Origin of the sequence: Pseudomonas sp. SORT22 (assembly GCF_018417635.1) — a bacterium.
Lineage (GTDB): Bacteria > Pseudomonadota > Gammaproteobacteria > Pseudomonadales > Pseudomonadaceae > Aquipseudomonas.
In genome coordinates this window covers 2,153,986-2,171,334 of sequence record NZ_CP071007.1, presented here as the reverse complement: position 1 = coordinate 2,171,334, position 17,349 = coordinate 2,153,986, and the positions used below count along the sequence as shown (strand labels likewise).

The window sequence follows — 17,349 nt, the reverse complement described above, 5'->3', positions numbered from 1 at the left end:
GATTTGCACCGACGGCGATCCTTGTACAGAATCGCCGCCTTTGCCTCGAAAGGATGCGTGCAATGAAGTTCGAAGGGACTTTCCAATACATGGGCCAACACGGGATCGTCTTCAACGTCTCGCAGATCACCCTCACCGACAGCGAACGCGGGCGCCTGCGTGAGCTGCATTTTGGCGAAGCGAAAAGCGCTCACTATGAAGTGAACAGCAAGGTGGTCGAGGTCTACGACAAGATGCTCGCCAAGAACCTGCCGTGCACCATGATGATCGGCATCTCCAAGCCGTTGACCCGCCAGCAGGGCGACGTGCTCAATGCCCAGCGCACCAAGGTCGCCAACCTCGCCGCCTCGGCCTTCGCCGGCGCCGCCAGTTCCGTCGCCTCGCCCTATGTCGGCGTCCCGGTGGGTGCCGGTGTGCGCATGTACGCCAACGAAATCCTGCCCACCTACCATGCCGGCGACGTGCTGGTCAGCATTGAAGCGCGGGTCAACGGCGGCATCGGCCCGCAAAGCACCATTTCGACCCTGATCATCAAGACCTGAGTGGAGCCGCACATGTCCGAGATTACCCAGCTGGTTCTGGCCCTGGTGCTGTTCTTTTTGCTTGATCGCTTTCTCAAGCCCTACCCGCTGCGCAAGTGGCTGGGCCTGGCGCTGGTGGCCGCTGGCGCGGTCGGCTGCGTAGCGGCAAGCCAGGCCCGCCTGCTGGGGGCCGACCTGGGGCTGCTGTCGATCTTCGCCGTCGCCCTGGGTGTAGGGCTGTTCCTCAAACGTCGTCGGTTTGCGCCGGTTGGCTGAGCGTTTCCTGGGGCTGATCGCTAATTTGGGATCGGTCCTACCTTGATACCGGAGTAGTACGACATACGCCCGAAATTGATTTGGGCATCTTTCCCTGCACGTCGATGAGGTGCGCCTGGCGCGTCTGTATTACACAGGGAAGGTTGTTGTGCAGATCGAAAAAACCTATGAGTACGCCGGCAACTTCGGCATCGTTTTCCACGTCTCGCAAATTGTGGTCCTGCCGGAAGATCGCACGAGGCTGCGCGAGTTGCATATCAGCGAGGCGAAGGGGGCACACTATCAAGTCAACACAATGCTGGTGGCGCTATACGACAGAATGCAGGCCGGTAATCGTGTTTGTGAGATGAGAGTCGCTGTTTCTCGAGCGTTGAGCCGTCAGCAGGCGGATAGATTGAACAGTCAGCGCTTTGACGTAATCGCTGTCATCGGAGGTTACTTTGGGGGCGCCGCCACTCTGCTCCTAACGCCAGTTTTCGGATCCCTCGTTGGATCCGCCGCTGCCTCCCTCACCGAACCACACCTACCGATTTATCATTCCGGCGACATAATTGTCAGCATCCAGGCATCTGTCAGTGGGGGTATCGGCCCCCAACGATCAGCGTCCTCAATGATCATCAAGAATCAAGGTTGAAGACGCCATGGCAGAATTCAGCCAGCTATTCATCGCCTTCTTCATCTTTGTTGTGGTCGAGCGCCGGCTCAAACCCAGCACACTCCGAAAATGGTTAAGCCTGACGTTATTGCTCGGCGGCCTTATCGGTAGATTCACGTTGGAAGGCAGCTACTGGCTCGACGTCGACCTGCACCTTATTGCACTTTTTGCGATTCTCGGTGGCGTGGAGTTGTTCTTCAGACGTAATCGATTCGATGAGGACGCTTGAGTGCCACTCGTGTCTGACGTTACCCAACTGTGCTACGCACTGATCCTGATTTCATTTATGGATCATTGCCTTAAACCCTATTTACTCCGCAAATGGCTGGGCCTGGCGTTGATGATAGCCGCCGTTACATTGCAGTTTGTGCCGGGCGGCCTCTATTGGCATGAGTTGAATCTGAAACTGTTCCCTTTGTTCGTACTATTCGCGGGCATGACTCTGGTCAAGGGACGTCGAAAGTTTCAACGGGGCGAATGAGAGAGCCTCTTCGACAGACCGTCATCCGCTAATTTGGGATCGGTCCTACCTTCATGCCGGAGCAATACGGCAAACGCCCGAAATTGATATGGGCATCTTTCCCTGCACGTCAATGATGAGGTGCGCCTGGCACGTCTGTATTACACAGGGAGGGTTGTTGTGCAGATAGAAAAAACCTATGAGTACGCCGGTCCTCACGGAATAGTTTTCTATGTTTCCAAGTTCGTTGTTACGGAGGGTGATCGCGGAACCTGATCATAAGCATTGAGGCTCGTGTTGACGGGGGCATCGGCCCACAATTTTCAGCTGATTCGATAATCATACCGACCGCAGGTCTGGCCCCATGAATGAGTATCTTCAGTACACAATCCTCTTGATTCTATTTTACCTGCTGTACTTCTTAGTCAAACCTTATCGCCTACGAAAGCGCTGTGGCATCGTACTGTTTTTCGGCGGCACGATTGCCAGCTACCTGCTCCCTACCCGGGCAGGTTCATTGGACATCGAATTCATCGCCATCTGCATATCTGGAGCCGGCGGTGCGCTTTTCATGACACGACGCAAGTACCTAGAGCATGGCTGAGCAGAGCACACATCATGTCTGAAGTTACCCAGCTATGTTACGCGTTGATCCTCATCGCCTTTCTGGATCACTGCCTGAAGCCCTACCTGATTCGTAAATGGCTAGGGTTGTTCCTATGGGCTGCAGGTATTACTTTACTGTTCAAACCGGGTGGTAGCTATTGGGAGGCAATGGATCTGTTCCTAGTGCCTGTGCTCGTATTCTGCGCAGGTACGACGCTGATCATCGGACGCCGCAAGTTTCAACCTGACGAATGAGTGAGTATCTTCAATACACCGACTGAATAGCTCTTTACCCGCACCGCTCTGCGCCCTAAGCTGTCCCCTCCCCCATCTCCCCGAGGTATTCGTCCAATGCGCAATTAATGCCGCCGTCTTTGCGACGGCCAGTCTTCAGCCCCTTTGCGGGGGACGTCGCGGGCATTTCTTGGAGTTTTGCATGACGAATACGTCGATCCTGACGCTGGACAGCGTCACCCTGGCCTTGCCGGATGGCCGGCTTTTGTTTTCCGATCTTGTCGAGACCTTCGACCAGCGCCGCACCGGCCTGGTCGGTCGCAATGGCGTGGGCAAGTCGTTGCTGGCGCAGGTTTTGGCCGGGCGCTTGCCGCCCAGCGAAGGCCGCTGTTTGCGTCGTGGCCGGGTGCACTATGTGGGTCAGCATCTGGCCGATGCCGATGCCACGGTGGCGGACCTGGCTCAGGTACGCGAGGTGATCGATGCCTTGCTGCGCATTGAGGCCGGCAGCACCCAAGACGCGGACTTCGATTGCGTCGGCGAGCGCTGGGACATTCGCGAACGCCTGCAGGCGCAGCTTGATCTGCATGGCCTGGGGCAACTGAACTGGACGCACTGTGCAGCGGCGCTGAGCGGTGGCCAGGCGATGCGCGTGGCGCTGCTCGGGGCCTTTGTCAGTGATGCCGATTACCTGATCCTCGACGAACCCAGCAACCATCTGGACGCCACCAGCCGGGAGGCGCTGATGACCCTGCTCGAGGGCTGGAACAAGGGCCTGCTGGTGATCAGTCATGACCGCGCGCTGCTTGAGCGCATGGAGCGCATCGTCGAACTCTCGCCCCTGGGCCTGAGCAGCTACGGCGGCAATTACAGCGTCTACGCCCAGTGCAAAAGCGCGCAGACCGAGCAGGCCGAACGCACCCTGGAACGCCTCAAGCTCGAACGCCAGCGCCAGGCCCGCGAGCTGCAGCAACAGCGCGAGCGCCTGCAGCGCCAGCAGTCACGCGCCAGCAAGGCTGCGCGTTCGGCCAACCAGGCGAAGATCCTTCTCGACCGCCAGCAGCAACGCAGCGAAACCACTGCCGGCAAACAGCAGCGTGATCATCTGGCGGCGCGTCAGGCGCTTAACGCACAGGTGCGCGATGCGGCGCAGCAGGTTGAATCTGCCAGCCCGATCGTGATCCATGCGCCCGCGCCGCTACAACCGAGCGGCAGTCAGGTAGTCGTATTTCAAGACCTGCAATTACCCTTCGCCCACCAAGGCCTGGTCGATCTCAGCCTGTATAGCGGCGAACGCCTGGGCCTGGTCGGCGCCAATGGCAGCGGTAAATCCACCTTGCTCAAGGTACTGGCCGGGCAATTGGCGCCGGCCGCGGGGACGTGTGAAGTACGCAGCGAAGTCGCCTTGCTCGACCAGCACTGCAGCCTGCTGCCCGCCGGGCAATCGGTGCTCGATTACCTGCGCAGCGCCAGCGCCAACCCGGACGAGAGCCTGCTGCGTACGCGCCTGGCGCAACTGGGCCTGGGCGCCGAGCGCATCAGTTTGCCCAGCGGCGTGCTCAGCGGCGGCGAACGGCTCAAGGCAACCCTGGCCGGGGTGCTGTACCGCGACACCCCGGTGGGCCTGCTGTTGCTTGACGAGCCGAGCAACCACCTCGACCTGCCCTCCCTCGCTGCCCTTGAAGCGATGCTGCGCCAGTATCGTGGGACCTTGCTGGTTGCGTCCCACGACCGGGTGTTCATGCAGCAACTAGAGCTGGACGGCTACCTGCAACTGGGCGAGGGCTCAGAACTGCACATCCGCGCTTGATTGCAGGCGGGCAAAGGCGCCGCCCAGGGTCAGGTTGTGGTGGGCGATGATCGCCTCGGCGGGCAAGCCTGGGGTGTCCATGCAGGTGTGGGCATCACTGACCAGTACGACGTTGAAGCCAAGCTCGCGGGCAACCCGGCAGTTGGTGTCGACGCAGTACTGGGTCTTGAGGCCGACGATGACCAGTTCATCGATAGCGGCTTCACGCAGTTGATCGGCCAGCGTGGTAGCAAAGAAGGCACTGGGCCGGGTTTTATCGAAGACCGTGTCGCGTGCGGGATCAATCGCCAGGGCCGGCAACAACTGCCACGCGGGGCTGCCGGCGGCAATCGGCGAACCTTCGGGCCCGGTGTGGCGAACCGCAAAAACCGCTGCCTGGGCGTTATGCGCAGCGCCGATCAGGCTGTTGATCCGGTTGAGCACCTGCTCACCCTGCCAGGGTTGTTCGGGGCCGTGGAACAAACCCACTTGCATATCCAGGACCAGCAGTGCGCGTTTTGCTTGCATCTTCATCTCCGTGTGATTGGCCAGCCCGGACGGAGAAAAGACAAGGCCCCGTCCATTGCTGGCGGGGCCTTGGATTACCTGCTGCCTAAGGTTATGCAGCCGTACCCGCCCCGCGTATGGCGGTGGTAGTGGTACGCGACGAGGTCAGCAGGCAAATCTTCATAGCTCGATAATGCGCCCGGGCCAGGCAGCGGTCAACGCTTGTTTTCCTCGGCCAGGCCCAGGTGATCCAGCGGCAACGGCCCGTGCGCCTTGACGGTCTGGATGGCGAAGTTGCTGCGGATATCGCTGACGCCGGGCAATTTGAGCAAGGTGTCGATGAGAAAGCGCTCGTAGCTGCGCAGGTCCGGCACCACCACTTGCAAAAGGAAGTCCGACTCGCCGGACACCAGGTGCGCGGCAATTACCTGCGGTAGCGCCAGCACCGCCTGCTGAAAGGCCTGGGCGGCTGGCTCGTGGTGGCGCTCGACCTTGACCCCGACGAACACGGTCAGGCCCAGGCCGACTTCATCGCGGTCCAGTTGCGCGGCGTAGCCCTTGATCAGCCCCGCCTCTTCCAGCAGACGCACCCGGCGCAGGCACGGCGACGGCGACAGGCCAATGGCTTCAGCCAGCTCGACATTGCTCAGGCGGGCATTGCGCTGCAAAGCTTCGAGAATCTTGCGATCAAAAGCGTCGAGGGTGAGTTTTGGCATGATCTTAATTCTGAGCGGTAGATCGTGGCAGTTTATAGCAATACAGCCAGGCAAACACGCAACAATCGCAAGCACCTGCCAGGCCTTTCGCGCTTAGAATTTTCTCGTCCCGTTATTTGCGCAGGAGCCCGTCATGTCTCAATACAGCCTGTTTTGCGCCGCCTTGCTGGTGGTCTACCTGGTGCCCGGCCCGGACATGTTCCTGCTGCTTAATACCGGCGCCAGCCAGGGCAAGCGCCAGGCCCTGGTGACCGCCTTGGGCCTGGCCCTGGCCCGCGCGGCGCACGTAAGCCTGGCGGCACTGGGCCTGGCCGCCCTGCTACGCAGCCACCCCTGGGCGTTTGACCTGCTGAGCATTGCCGGCGGTATTTACCTGGCCTGGCTCGGCTGGCAATTGCTCTGCGCCCCGGTTGCGCCGCTGCCGCCGCGTCACAGCGGGGTGCAGCAGCGCGGGCACTGGCAGGCAGCATTGCGCCAGGGCCTGTTGACCAACCTGCTCAACCCCAAGGCGCTGCTGTTCTGCTCGGTGCTGTTGCCGCAGTTCATCGACCCGCACGGCGCTGCGGTCGGCCAGCAGTTTGCCGTGCTCGGCACGGTGCTGGTGGTGGTCGGCCTGGGTTTTGACGGGCTCTATGCCCTGAGTGGCGATCGCCTGGGGCGCTGGCTGGCCGCCAGCCTCTGGAAGCAGAAACTGCAGAACCGCGTGTTCGGCACCCTGCTGATCGGCTTCGGCATGCGTCTGGCACTGCTGCGCCAGCTCGGTGGCTGAAGATTTTCACTGCGACCAAGGTCCAATCTATGACTGGGCGTTCCCGATCTGCACGGGATGTATTATCGTGGCCGAGTGCGCAATAAGAACCGCCTGCCTGAGCAGGCATCTGCAACCGAATCGAGGGTGCCATGAGTAACGAAAGCATTAACTGGGACAAGCTGGGCTTCGACTACATCAAGACCGACAAGCGCTACCTGTCCTATTTCCGTAACGGCGAGTGGGACAAGGGCACCCTGACCGAAGACAACCAGTTGCACATCAGCGAAGGCTCGACCGCGCTGCATTATGGCCAGCAATGCTTCGAGGGGATGAAGGCCTACCGCTGCAAGGACGGCTCGATCAACCTGTTCCGCCCGGACCAGAACGCCCTGCGCATGCAGCGCAGCTGCGACCGCCTGCTGATGCCGCAGGTGCCGACCGAACAGTTCATCGACGCCTGCAAGCAAGTGGTCAAGGCCAACGAGCGTTTCATTCCGCCGTATGGCAAAGGTGCGCTGTACCTGCGTCCGTTCGTCATCGGCGTGGGCGACAACATCGGCGTGCGGACCGCGCCGGAGTTCATCTTCTCGATCTTCGCCATCCCGGTCGGCTCGTACTTCAAGGGCGGCATGACCCCGCACAAGTTCCTGATTTCCGACTACGACCGCGCCGCGCCACAAGGCACCGGCGCTGCCAAGGTCGGCGGCAACTACGCGGCCAGCCTGCAACCGGGCTACAAGGCCAAGCAAGCCGGCTTTGCCGACTGCATCTACCTTGACCCGCTGACCCACACCAAGATCGAGGAAGTTGGTTCGGCCAACTTCTTCGGCATCACCGCCAACAACGAGTTCATCACGCCGAAGTCAGCCTCCGTGCTGCCGGGCATTACCCGCCTGTCGCTGATGGAACTGGCGCAATCGCGCCTGGGCCTGAAGGTCATCGAAGGCGACGTGCTGATCAACAACCTGGACCGCTTCGTCGAAGCCGGCGCTTGCGGCACCGCTGCGGTGATCACCCCGATCGGCGGCATCCAGTATGGCGACAAGCTGCACGTGTTCTACAGCGAAACCGAGGTTGGCCCGGTTACCCAGAAGCTCTACAACGAGCTGACCGGTATCCAGAGCGGCGACATCGAAGGCCCGGCGGGCTGGATCGTCAAGGTCGCCTGATGCGCTGAACCGCCATCGCGGGCCAAAGCGGATCGCGGGTCAAGCCCGCTCCCACAGGTGATCGCAAATCCTGTGGGAGCGGCGGTGCGGCGATCCGACTTGACCCGCGATGCTCTCCTCCCTAGATGAATTTTTCTTTAACCCGGGCACCGCCTATTCTTTGGCACAATCAAGTCTCTACCCGCCGCCCAGGTAAAAGCATGCCCCGCGTACTGACTATCGAAGACGACGCTGTCACCGCCCAGGAGATCGTCGCCGAGCTTTCCAGCCATGGCCTGGAAGTGGATTGGGCCGACAACGGCCGTGAAGGCCTGGCCAAGGCGATTGCCGGTGGCTACGACCTGATCACCCTGGACCGGATGCTGCCGGAAGTCGACGGCCTGACCATCGTCACCACCCTGCGCACCCTGAAGATCGCCACGCCGATCCTGATGATCAGCGCCCTTTCGGATGTCGACGAACGGGTCCGTGGCCTGCGCGCCGGCGGTGATGACTACCTGACCAAGCCGTTCGCCTCCGATGAAATGGCCGCCCGCGTCGAGGTGCTGTTGCGCCGCAACAGCGTGCCGCTGGCGCAGACCCGCCTGCAGGTTGCCGACCTTGAGCTGGATTTGATCAGCCACGAGGCCAAGCGCGGCGAGCAGACCCTCAACCTGCTGCCCACCGAGTACAAGCTGCTGGAATTTCTCATGCGTCACGCTGGCCAGGTGATTACCCGGATGATGATTTTCGAGGAAGTCTGGGGCTATCACTTCGACCCGGGCACCAACCTGATCGACGTGCACATCGGACGCTTGCGCAAGAAGATCGACGCCGCCGGCCAGACACCGCTGATTCGCACCGTGCGGGGCTCGGGCTATGCCATTGCCGAACCCGTCTAAGGGCTGGAGCTCGTCCACCAGCCGCCTGCTGGCGCTGTACAGCTTTCTGTTCGTGGCCTGGAGCAGCATCCTCATGGGGGTGCTGTACTTCGAGGTATCAGGCTACCTGAACAAGCTCACCCGCCACTCCCTGCTGCAGCGCCAGCACCTGTTCGCGCACATGAGCGGCAAGCAGCTCGATGATGCGCTGATTGCCAGCCAGGCCTTCGAAGAGCGCAGTTTTGATGCCTATGGGCTGTTCGACGCGCAGTTCAATGCGCTCGGCGGGCAGGTTCGCCAGATCCCGCCCGAACTCGGCCTGGACGGCAAGATCCACGAACTGAGCCGCTGCCTGGACGCCGACGACCCGCACCTGCCCCGTGACAGCTGCGATGCAGTGGCGATCAAGGTCCGCGATGGCCGCTGGCTGGTGCTGGTGCGCGACAACGGCTCGCTGTTCGTGGTCACCCGGATCATCCTCCACGCCCTGCTCTGGGGCCTGTCGCTGACCATCATTCCCGGCATCGCCGGCTGGTACCTGCTGCGGCGCAGGCCGCTCAAGCGTATCCGCGCGATCCAGGCCAGCGCCGAGCAGATTGTTTCCGGCGACCTGACCCGGCGCCTGCCGTTGTCGTCGCGGCGCGACGAGCTGGACATGCTGGCGGCCATCGTCAACGCCATGCTCGACCGCATCGAGCGCCTGATGCATGAAGTCAAAGGCGTCTGTGACAACATCGCCCACGACCTGCGCACCCCGCTGACCCGCCTGCGCGCCCAGCTCTACCGCATCCGCCAGCAGGCCGGCGATGATTCGCCGCAGGCCGAAGCACTGGAACAGGCGATTGGCGAAACCGACACGCTGATGGCGCGCTTTCGCGGGTTGCTGCGCATCAGCGAGCTGGAAGACCGCCAGCGCCGCGCCGGGTTTGTCGAGCTTGACCCGCACGGGCTGCTGCAGGAGCTGCACGACTTCTACCTGCCGCTGGCCGAAGACGGCGAGATTGGACTAACCCTGGAAATGCCCGAACAATTGCCGGCGCTGCACGGTGATCGCGAGTTGCTGTTCGAGGCGCTGGCCAACCTGGTCGGCAACGCGATCAAGTTCACCCCGGCCCAGGGCCAGGTGCTGATGCGCGCGTTGAGCGATGCCAAGGGCTTGCATATCGAGGTGCACGACAGCGGCCCGGGGATTCCCGTGGACGAGCGTGGGGCGGTGTTGAAGCGCTTTTATCGCAGTGAGGAAGGCCAGCGTCACCCGGGGTTCGGGCTGGGCCTGTCGATTGTGGCGGCGATCGTTGACCTGCATGGCTTTGAACTGGAGGTCGGCGAGAGTGAGCTGGGTGGGGCGAAACTGGTGTTGCACTGCAGGACGGGTGTAGTCAGTTAGGGCCTCATCGCGGGGCAAGCCCGCTCCCACAGAGGATTGCAGTCTTCTGTGGGAGCGGGCTTGACCCGCGATTACTTAGTCAGCCAAGCGCCAGGTCGTGCCGCCCTTGCCGTCTTCCAGCACCACGCCCATGGCGGTCAGCTGGTCGCGGATGCGGTCGGATTCGGCCCAGTTCTTGTCGGCACGCGCTTGCAGGCGCGCCTGGATCAAGGCTTCAACCTCGGCAGCATCGACCTTGCCTTCGGCGCCGGCACGCAGGAAGTCATCGGCGTCCAGTTGCAGCACACCGAGCAGATCACCCAGTTCGCGCAGGCGACCGGCCAGGCCGGCAGCGGCCTGTGGATCGTTCTCGCGCAGGCGGTTGATCTCGCGCACCAGGTCGAACAGCACGGCGCAGGCTTCAGGGGTGCCGAAGTCGTCGTTCATCGCCGCGGTGAAGCGCTCGACGTACTCCTCGCCACCTGCAGCCGCCACCCGTGGCAAGCCGCGCAGGGCGTGGTAGAAGCGCTCGAGGGCACCCTTGGACTCGCGCAGGCTGTCTTCGGAGTAGTTGATCGAGCTGCGGTAGTGGCTCGACACCAGCAGGTAGCGCACCACCTCCGGGTGATACTTGTCGAGCACGTCGCGAATGGTGAAGAAGTTGTTCAAGGACTTGGACATCTTCTCGCCATTGATGCGAATCATGCCGCAGTGCATCCACGAATTGGCGTACTGCTTGCCGGTGGCGGCCTCGCTCTGGGCGATTTCGTTCTCGTGGTGCGGGAACTCCAGGTCGTTGCCACCACCGTGAATGTCGAAGCTCTCGCCCAGGCAGCAGGTGGACATCACCGAGCACTCGATGTGCCAGCCCGGACGGCCCGCACCCCAGGGCGATTCCCAGCTCGGCTCGCCGGGCTTGACGCCCTTCCAGAGGACGAAGTCGAGCGGGTCCTGCTTGGCTTCGTCAACCTCGATGCGGGCGCCGATGCGCAGGTCTTCGATCTTCTTGCGCGACAGCTTGCCATAGCCGACGAACTTGCCGACCCGGTAGTACACGTCGCCGTTGCCCGGCGCGTAGGCATAGCCCTTGTCGATCAGGGTCTGGATCATCGCGTGCATGCCGGCGATATGGTCGGTGGCACGCGGCTCCTGGTCCGGCGGCAGGATGTTCAGGCGGCGCTCATCTTCGTGCATCGCGTCGATCATGCGGGCGGTCAGGGCGTCGAAGCTTTCGCCGTTTTCGTTGGCCCGGTTGATGATCTTGTCATCGATGTCGGTAATGTTGCGCACATAGGTCAGGTCGTAGCCGCTGTAACGCAGCCAGCGGGTCACCAGGTCGAAGGCGACCATGCTGCGCCCGTGGCCCAGGTGGCAGAAGTCGTAGACGGTCATGCCGCAGACGTACATCCGCACCTTGTTGCCTTCAAGCGGTTTGAAGACTTCCTTGGTCTTGCTGAGCGTGTTGTAGATGGTAAGCACGAGAGTTCCTTAGCTGCCCCACGAATCGCGCAGGGTCACGGTGCGGTTGAACACCGGGCGACCCGGCTGGGAGTCTTTCAGGTCGGCGCAGAAGTAGCCTTCGCGCTCGAACTGGAAGCGGTCTTCTGGCTGGGCCTGGCCCAGGGAAGGTTCCGCACGACAACCCGTCAGCACCTGCAGCGAATCAGGATTGATGTTGTCAAGGAAGTTGCCGCCATCTTCAGTCTTTTCGGGGTTGGCCGAGCGGAACAGGCGGTCGTACAGGCGTACTTCGCATTCGACGCTGGCCGCGGCCGGCACCCAGTGGATCACGCCCTTGACCTTGCGGCCTTCAGGGTTTTTGCCCAGGGTGTCGGGGTCGTACGAGCAGCGCAGCTCGACGATGTTGCCGTCAGCGTCCTTGATCGCCTCGTCGGCGCGGATCACGTAGCTGCCGCGCAGGCGCACTTCACCGGCCGGCTCCAGGCGCTTGTAGCCCTTGGGCGGCTCTTCCATGAAGTCGTCGCGGTCGATGTAGATTTCGCGGGCGAATGGCAGTGCGCGCACGCCCATGTCTTCTTTGGGGTGGCGCGGCAGTTCGAGGTTCTCGACCTGGCCTTCCGGGTAATTGGTAATGACCACTTTCAGCGGGCGCAGCACGCACATGGCGCGTGGCGCGGTGCGGTCAAGGTCGTCACGGATGCTGAATTCGAGCATCGACATGTCGACCACGCCGTCGGAGCGGTTGGTACCGACCATTTCGCAGAAGTTGCGGATCGACGCCGGGGTGTAGCCGCGACGGCGGAAACCCGACAGGGTCGACATGCGCGGGTCGTCCCAGCCGTTGACGTGCTGCTCATCGACCAGTTGCTTGAGCTTGCGCTTGCTGGTGATGGTGTAGTTCAGGTTCAGGCGGCTGAACTCGTACTGGCGCGGCTTGGCCGGCACCGGCAGGTTGTCGAGGAACCACTCGTAGAGCGGGCGATGGCCTTCGAACTCGAGGGTGCAGATCGAGTGGGTGATGCCTTCGATGGCATCCGACTGACCGTGGGTGAAGTCGTAGTTGGGGTAGATGCACCAGGCATCACCGGTCTGGTGGTGATGGGCATGACGAATGCGGTAGAGGATCGGGTCGCGCAGGTTCATGTTCGGCGAGGCCATGTCGATCTTGGCCCGCAGCACGCGCTCGCCATCCTTGAACTCACCGGCTTTCATGCGCGCGAACAGGTCGAGGTTGTCTGCAACCGAGCGCTCGCGGAACGGGCTGTTCTGGCCAGGGGTAGTCAGGTTGCCACGGTATTCCTTGGCCTGCTCCGGGGTCAGGTCGCAGACGTAGGCCTTGCCGGCCTTGATCAGCTCGACCGCCCAGTCGTGCAACTGGTCGAAATATTGCGAAGCGTAGCGCACCGGGCCGGTCCACTCGAAGCCCAGCCACTTGATGTCGCTCTGGATCGCGTCGATGTACTCCTGGTCCTCTTTGGCCGGGTTGGTGTCATCGAAACGCAGGTGACAGGCCCCACCGAATTCCTGGGCCAGGCCGAAGTTCACGCAGATCGACTTGGCATGGCCGATGTGCAGGTAACCGTTGGGCTCTGGCGGGAAACGGGTGACGATGCTGCTGTGCTTGCCCGAGTCCAGGTCTGCCTGCACGATCGGACGCAGGAAGTTCGCAGGGATGGCGGGAGCGCCTTTGGCAGCGGCGTTGGGAGCGGTGTCGGCAGTGGGCTTGCTCATAGGATCCTTGAATACGGGGTGCACGGCCTGGGTAGGCCGACTGAATCAAAGCGCTTATCATAGCCGAAGCGGTCGAGCTGCCGACAGGTCAAATAGCAGCTTCAAGCTACAAGCAACACGCTCCAAGACGAACGCCGTGCGCTTTTTCTTGCAGCTTGCCACTTGAAGCTTGAAGCTACACCACCGCAAAACCCCCGAACAGAGCGAGTTTCAAGCATGTCCAAAGTCAAACTGACTACCAACCACGGTGACATCGTCATCGAGCTGAACGCCGAGAAAGCCCCGATCACCGTGGCCAACTTCATCGAATACGTTAACGCTGGCCACTACAGCAACACCGTATTCCACCGTGTGATCAAGGGTTTCATGATCCAGGGCGGCGGTTTTGAGCCAGGCATGAACGAGAAGCGTGACAAGCGTGCCAGCATCCAGAACGAAGCTGACAACGGCCTGAAGAACGACAAGTACACCATCGCCATGGCTCGCACCATGGAGCCGCATTCGGCCTCGGCGCAGTTCTTCATCAACGCCTCGAACAACGACTTCCTCAACCACAGCGGCAAGAACGTGCAGGGCTGGGGTTACGCGGTATTCGGCAAAGTGACCGAAGGTACCGAGGTTGTCGACGCCATCGAGAAAGTCGCCACCGGTTCCAAGTCCGGTCACCAGGACGTGCCGAAGGACGACGTGATCATCGAGAAAGCCGAGATCATTGAGTGATACTGCTGATCTCTGATCTGCACCTGCAAGAAGAACGCCCGGACATTACCCGGGCGTTTGTTGATCTGCTCGACGGTCGTGCGCGGCACGCCGAGGCGCTGTACATCCTTGGCGATTTTTTCGAGGCATGGATCGGCGACGACGCCATGACGCCCTTCCAGACCTCGATCTGCCAGGCCCTGCGCGCCTTGAGCGACAGCGGCACGCAGGTCTTTGTGATGCACGGCAACCGCGACTTCCTGCTCGGCCAGGCCTTTTGCAAGGCCGCTGGCTGCACCCTGCTGGCCGACCCGAGCGTGGTCGAGATGGGCGGCGAGCCGGTGTTGCTGATGCACGGCGACAGCCTGTGCACCCGCGACCTGGCCTACATGAAGATGCGCCGTTACCTGCGCAACCCGTTGAGCCTGTGGATTCTTCGGCATCTGCCGCTGAGCACCCGGCAGAAGCTTGCACGCAAGCTGCGTAGCGAAAGCCGGGCACAGACGCGGATGAAGGCCAACGACATTGTCGACGTGACCGCCGAGGAAGTGCCGCGGATCATGCAGCAATACGGTGTGCGCACCCTGGTGCATGGCCACACCCATCGGCCGGCGATTCACAAGCTGGTGGTCGGCGATCAACCGGCGCGGCGTATCGTGCTGGGCGATTGGGACCGCCAAGGCTGGGCGCTGGAGGTGGACGAGCAAGGGTTTCAACTGCAGCCTTTTGCTTTTCCCTGAAGACTGATCGCGGGGCAAGCCCGCTCCTACATTCCTGGTAGGAGCGGGCTTGCCCCGCGATTATCAGTGCCCCGCCGACGCCGGCCCGGCCTTGGCCGCAAACGGCGGCTTGGCCAGCCACACCAGTAATATCAAGCCTGCGAAAATCCAGCCCATCAGGGTGAAGTAATCCACCGTCGACATCATGTACGCCTGACTGCTGAGCATCCGCTCCAGCTGCGCATACGACTGCCCGCTCGCCCCGCCCAGCTGGTTCAACGCCTCGCGGGTCGCAGGCTCGTAGTTGCTGATGCTCTCGCTCAGGTAGGCATGGTGCTGGTCTGCCCGGCGAATCCAGATCCAGGTGGTCAGCGACGCGGCAAAACTGCCGCCCAGGGTCCGCAGGAAGGTCGCCAGCCCCGAGCCGTCGGCGATCTGGTGCGGCGGCAGGTCGGAGAGCAGGATGCTCAAGGTCGGCATGAAGAACAGCGCCACGCCGATCCCCATGAACAATTGCACCAGGGCGATGTGCTGGAAGTCGACTTCGTTGGTGAAACCGGCACGCATGAAGCAACTGGTGCCAATCGCCAGGAACGCCAGCCCCGCCAGCACCCGCAGGTCAAACTTGTGCGCGTACTTGCCGACAAACGGCGACATCAGCACCGGCAACAGGCCGATCGGCGCCACCGCCAGGCCTGCCCAGGTGGCGGTGTAGCCCATCTGCGTCTGCAGCCACTGCGGCAGGATCAGATTGATGCCGAAGAAGCCGGCATAGCCGCCGACCAGCACGATGGTGCCGATGCGAAAGTTGCGGTGCACAAACAGCCGCAGGTTGACCACCGGGTGCTTGTCGGTCAGCTCCCAGATGATGAACACCGCCAGGAACACCACCGAGATCAGGCTGCCGATGACGATGAAATTCGACTCGAACCAATCCAGGTCATTGCCCTTGTCGAGCACGATCTGCAAGGCGCCGACGCCGATGATCAGGCTCAGCAGGCCAATGTAGTCCATCGGCTGGCGGCTGGTGCTGACCGGGCGCGTGCGCATCTGCTGGCGCACCACGGCGGCGGCGAACAGGCCGATCGGCACGTTGATGAAGAAGATCCACGGCCAGCTGTAGCTGTCGGTGATCCAGCCGCCGAGAATCGGCCCGGCAATCGGCGCCACCACCGTGACCATCGCCAATAACGCCAGGGCCATGCCGCGCTTGGCCGGCGGATAGACTGCGATCAGCAGGGTCTGGGTCATCGGATACAGCGGCCCGGCAACGATGCCCTGGAGCACGCGAAAGCCGACCAGCTCGGGCATCGACTGGGCAATGCCGCAGAGAAACGAAGCCAGCACGAACAGCAGCGTGGCCCAGATGAACAGCTTGACCTCACCGAAGCGCCGGCTCAGCCAGCCGGTCAGCGGCAAGGCAATGGCGTTGCTCACCGCAAACGAGGTAATGACCCAGGTGCCCTGCTCCGAACTGACGCCGAGGTTGCCGGAAATAGTCGGCAATGCCACGTTGGCGATGGTGGTGTCGAGCACCTGCATGAAGGTCGCCAGTGACAGGCCGATGGTGGTCAGCAACAGGCTTGGCGGGGTAAAGGAAGCCTGATTGGCGCTCATCGCTGCGCCGTCTTGCTGGAACCGGCACTGTTGTCATGGATCAGCCTGGTGATCAGGCGATCAGCCTCGACCAGTTGACGGTCGTACACCTGGGTGGCGAACGAGGCCTTCTGCGGCGGCTGCTGGGCCAGCACCGGGCCGCTCTGGTCATGCAGATCGACCTCGACCTGGGTCGACAGGCCGATCCGCAGCGGATGTTTGGCCAGTTGCTCGGCATTGATATGAATACGCACCGGCACCCGCTGGACGATCTTGATCCAGTTGCCGGTGGCGTTCTGCGCCGGCAACAGGGCAAAGGCGCTGCCAGTGCCGGCGCCGAGGCTGTCGATGGTGCCGCTGTACTTGACGTCGCTGCCGTACAGGTCGGCAACGATGTCGACCGGCTGGCCAATGCGCATGTTGCGCAGTTGGGTTTCCTTGAAGTTGGCGTCGATCCACAGCTGGTCGAGTGGGATCACCGCCATGGTCGCAGTGCCCGGTTGCAGGCGCTGGCCAAGCTGCACGGTGCGCTTGGCAACGTAGCCGGTGACCGGCGCCACCAGGGTGGTGCGGGCGTTGTTGAGGTAGGCCTGGCGCAGCTCGGCGGCCGCGGCCATCACCTCGGGGTGCGACGACACTACGGTGTCATCGACCAGCGCCGCTGTGGTGTTGAGCTGCTGTTTTGCATCATTCAAGGCGCTTTGCGCCGAAGACAGGTCGTCGCGGGCATGGGACAGCTCTTCTTTGGAGATCGCCCCACCGGCGGCCAGGGTTTGTCGCCGGTTGAAGTTCTCCTGCGCTTTTTTCAGCTCGGCCTGGCGCGAAGCCACCTGGGCCTTCTTGCCATCGACGTTGCTGTACAGGCCACGCACCTGGCGCACCGCACGCGCCAGCTTGGCCTCGGCGGCCTGCAGGCCGACCTCGGCATCGCTGGGGTCGAATTCGAGCAGCATCTGGCCTTCGTGGACCAGGTCGCCATCGTCCGCGCCGATGCTGACCACAGTGCCGGTGACCAGCGGGGTGATCTCCACTACGTTGCCGTTGACATAGGCATCGTCGGTCTCTTCGCTCCAGCGCCCGTAAAGCTCGTGCCAGGCCCAGACGCCAGCGCCGGCGACGACGATCAGCAACGCCAGGGCCAACAGCCAGGTCTTGCGCTTGCGCTGGTTGTTGAGGTCCTGCGTGGTGTCGTGCGCAGAAGAAGTAGTGGCCATTGCTAATACCTTGGCTGAG

20 protein-coding genes are annotated in these 17,349 nt (G+C 62.1%); 14 read left to right on the top strand and 6 right to left on the bottom strand.

The window, feature by feature from the left end:
* The first annotated feature begins 62 nt into the window (after nt 1-62).
* From JYG36_RS10190 to JYG36_RS10155, 8 genes are all read left to right on the top strand, one after another.
* The gene (locus tag JYG36_RS10190) at nt 63-542 is read left to right on the top strand and encodes a hypothetical protein (RefSeq protein ID WP_045194668.1); all 480 of its coding nucleotides are present in this window, start codon (nt 63-65) and stop codon (nt 540-542) included.
* A gap of 12 nt (nt 543-554) precedes the next feature.
* Nucleotides 555-797, top strand: coding sequence for a hypothetical protein (locus JYG36_RS10185; RefSeq protein WP_093381029.1), 243 nt, complete (start codon nt 555-557; stop codon nt 795-797).
* A gap of 148 nt (nt 798-945) precedes the next feature.
* Entirely contained in the window at nt 946-1,431 is a 486-nt protein-coding gene (locus JYG36_RS10180) for a hypothetical protein (protein ID WP_213603795.1), read from the top strand.
* Between the two features lie 7 nt (nt 1,432-1,438).
* A complete protein-coding gene (locus tag JYG36_RS10175; RefSeq protein ID WP_213603793.1) occupies nt 1,439-1,681 on the top strand; it encodes a hypothetical protein in 243 nt (80 codons plus the stop codon).
* A gap of 9 nt (nt 1,682-1,690) precedes the next feature.
* Nucleotides 1,691-1,933, top strand: a complete 243-nt coding sequence (locus JYG36_RS10170) for a hypothetical protein (protein ID WP_213603791.1) — start codon at nt 1,691-1,693, stop codon at nt 1,931-1,933.
* A gap of 343 nt (nt 1,934-2,276) precedes the next feature.
* The gene (locus JYG36_RS10165; RefSeq protein ID WP_045194676.1) at nt 2,277-2,516 is read left to right on the top strand and encodes a hypothetical protein; all 240 of its coding nucleotides are present in this window, start codon (nt 2,277-2,279) and stop codon (nt 2,514-2,516) included.
* A 14-nt stretch (nt 2,517-2,530) separates the two neighbouring features.
* Nucleotides 2,531-2,773, top strand: a complete 243-nt coding sequence (locus JYG36_RS10160; protein WP_045194678.1) for a hypothetical protein — start codon at nt 2,531-2,533, stop codon at nt 2,771-2,773.
* Between the two features lie 181 nt (nt 2,774-2,954).
* Nucleotides 2,955-4,562: an ABC-F family ATP-binding cassette domain-containing protein gene (locus JYG36_RS10155; protein ID WP_213603789.1), complete on the top strand. Its 1,608-nt coding sequence runs from the start codon at nt 2,955-2,957 to the stop codon at nt 4,560-4,562.
* On the opposite strand, the gene JYG36_RS10150 is transcribed toward JYG36_RS10155, so the two are convergent.
* Together JYG36_RS10150 and JYG36_RS10145 are read right to left on the bottom strand one after the other, a co-directional pair.
* Nucleotides 4,539-5,069 carry a cysteine hydrolase family protein gene (locus JYG36_RS10150; protein WP_093387444.1) on the bottom strand — a complete coding sequence of 177 codons (531 nt, stop codon included), beginning with the start codon at nt 5,067-5,069 and terminating at the stop codon, nt 4,539-4,541. The genes JYG36_RS10155 and JYG36_RS10150 overlap by 24 nt on opposite strands.
* A gap of 194 nt (nt 5,070-5,263) precedes the next feature.
* The gene (locus JYG36_RS10145) at nt 5,264-5,764 is read right to left on the bottom strand and encodes an Lrp/AsnC family transcriptional regulator (RefSeq protein ID WP_045194685.1); all 501 of its coding nucleotides are present in this window, start codon (nt 5,762-5,764) and stop codon (nt 5,264-5,266) included.
* A 133-nt stretch (nt 5,765-5,897) separates the two neighbouring features.
* On the opposite strand from JYG36_RS10145, the gene JYG36_RS10140 reads away from it, so the two are divergent.
* The 4 genes from JYG36_RS10140 to JYG36_RS10125 all read left to right on the top strand — a co-directional run bounded on the left by JYG36_RS10140 (nt 5,898) and on the right by JYG36_RS10125 (nt 9,931).
* Complete coding sequence (locus JYG36_RS10140; protein WP_213603787.1) at nt 5,898-6,533, top strand: LysE family translocator; 636 nt, start codon at nt 5,898-5,900, stop codon at nt 6,531-6,533.
* Between the two features lie 131 nt (nt 6,534-6,664).
* Nucleotides 6,665-7,684 carry a branched-chain amino acid aminotransferase gene (locus JYG36_RS10135; protein ID WP_093381010.1) on the top strand — a complete coding sequence of 340 codons (1,020 nt, stop codon included), beginning with the start codon at nt 6,665-6,667 and terminating at the stop codon, nt 7,682-7,684.
* 200 nt (nt 7,685-7,884) lie between these two features.
* Entirely contained in the window at nt 7,885-8,565 is a 681-nt protein-coding gene (locus tag JYG36_RS10130; RefSeq protein ID WP_045194691.1) for a response regulator transcription factor, read from the top strand.
* Nucleotides 8,543-9,931 carry a sensor histidine kinase gene (locus JYG36_RS10125; protein WP_213603785.1) on the top strand — a complete coding sequence of 463 codons (1,389 nt, stop codon included), beginning with the start codon at nt 8,543-8,545 and terminating at the stop codon, nt 9,929-9,931. Before JYG36_RS10130 ends, JYG36_RS10125 begins: the two co-directional genes overlap by 23 nt.
* A 75-nt stretch (nt 9,932-10,006) precedes the next feature.
* Here the strand turns inward: JYG36_RS10125 and cysS are convergent, their stop codons facing one another.
* Both cysS and JYG36_RS10115 read right to left on the bottom strand, forming a co-directional pair.
* Nucleotides 10,007-11,389: a cysteine--tRNA ligase gene (cysS, locus tag JYG36_RS10120; protein WP_045194695.1), complete on the bottom strand. Its 1,383-nt coding sequence runs from the start codon at nt 11,387-11,389 to the stop codon at nt 10,007-10,009.
* A gap of 9 nt (nt 11,390-11,398) precedes the next feature.
* Nucleotides 11,399-13,102 (bottom strand): glutamine--tRNA ligase/YqeY domain fusion protein, encoded by a 1,704-nt coding sequence (locus tag JYG36_RS10115; RefSeq protein ID WP_045194697.1) that lies wholly within the window; start codon nt 13,100-13,102, stop codon nt 11,399-11,401.
* Between the two features lie 216 nt (nt 13,103-13,318).
* On the opposite strand from JYG36_RS10115, the gene JYG36_RS10110 reads away from it, so the two are divergent.
* The gene (locus JYG36_RS10110; protein ID WP_045194699.1) at nt 13,319-13,822 is read left to right on the top strand and encodes a peptidylprolyl isomerase; all 504 of its coding nucleotides are present in this window, start codon (nt 13,319-13,321) and stop codon (nt 13,820-13,822) included.
* On the top strand, nt 13,819-14,541 hold the full coding sequence (gene lpxH, locus JYG36_RS10105) for a UDP-2,3-diacylglucosamine diphosphatase (protein ID WP_045194702.1): 723 nt from the start codon (nt 13,819-13,821) through the stop codon (nt 14,539-14,541). Before JYG36_RS10110 ends, lpxH begins: the two co-directional genes overlap by 4 nt.
* A gap of 63 nt (nt 14,542-14,604) precedes the next feature.
* Here the strand turns inward: lpxH and JYG36_RS10100 are convergent, their stop codons facing one another.
* Nucleotides 14,605-16,137: a DHA2 family efflux MFS transporter permease subunit gene (locus tag JYG36_RS10100; RefSeq protein ID WP_213603784.1), complete on the bottom strand. Its 1,533-nt coding sequence runs from the start codon at nt 16,135-16,137 to the stop codon at nt 14,605-14,607.
* Entirely contained in the window at nt 16,134-17,330 is a 1,197-nt protein-coding gene (locus tag JYG36_RS10095; protein WP_093381006.1) for an HlyD family secretion protein, read from the bottom strand. Before JYG36_RS10095 ends, JYG36_RS10100 begins: the two co-directional genes overlap by 4 nt.
* Nucleotides 17,331-17,349 lie beyond the last annotated feature (19 nt).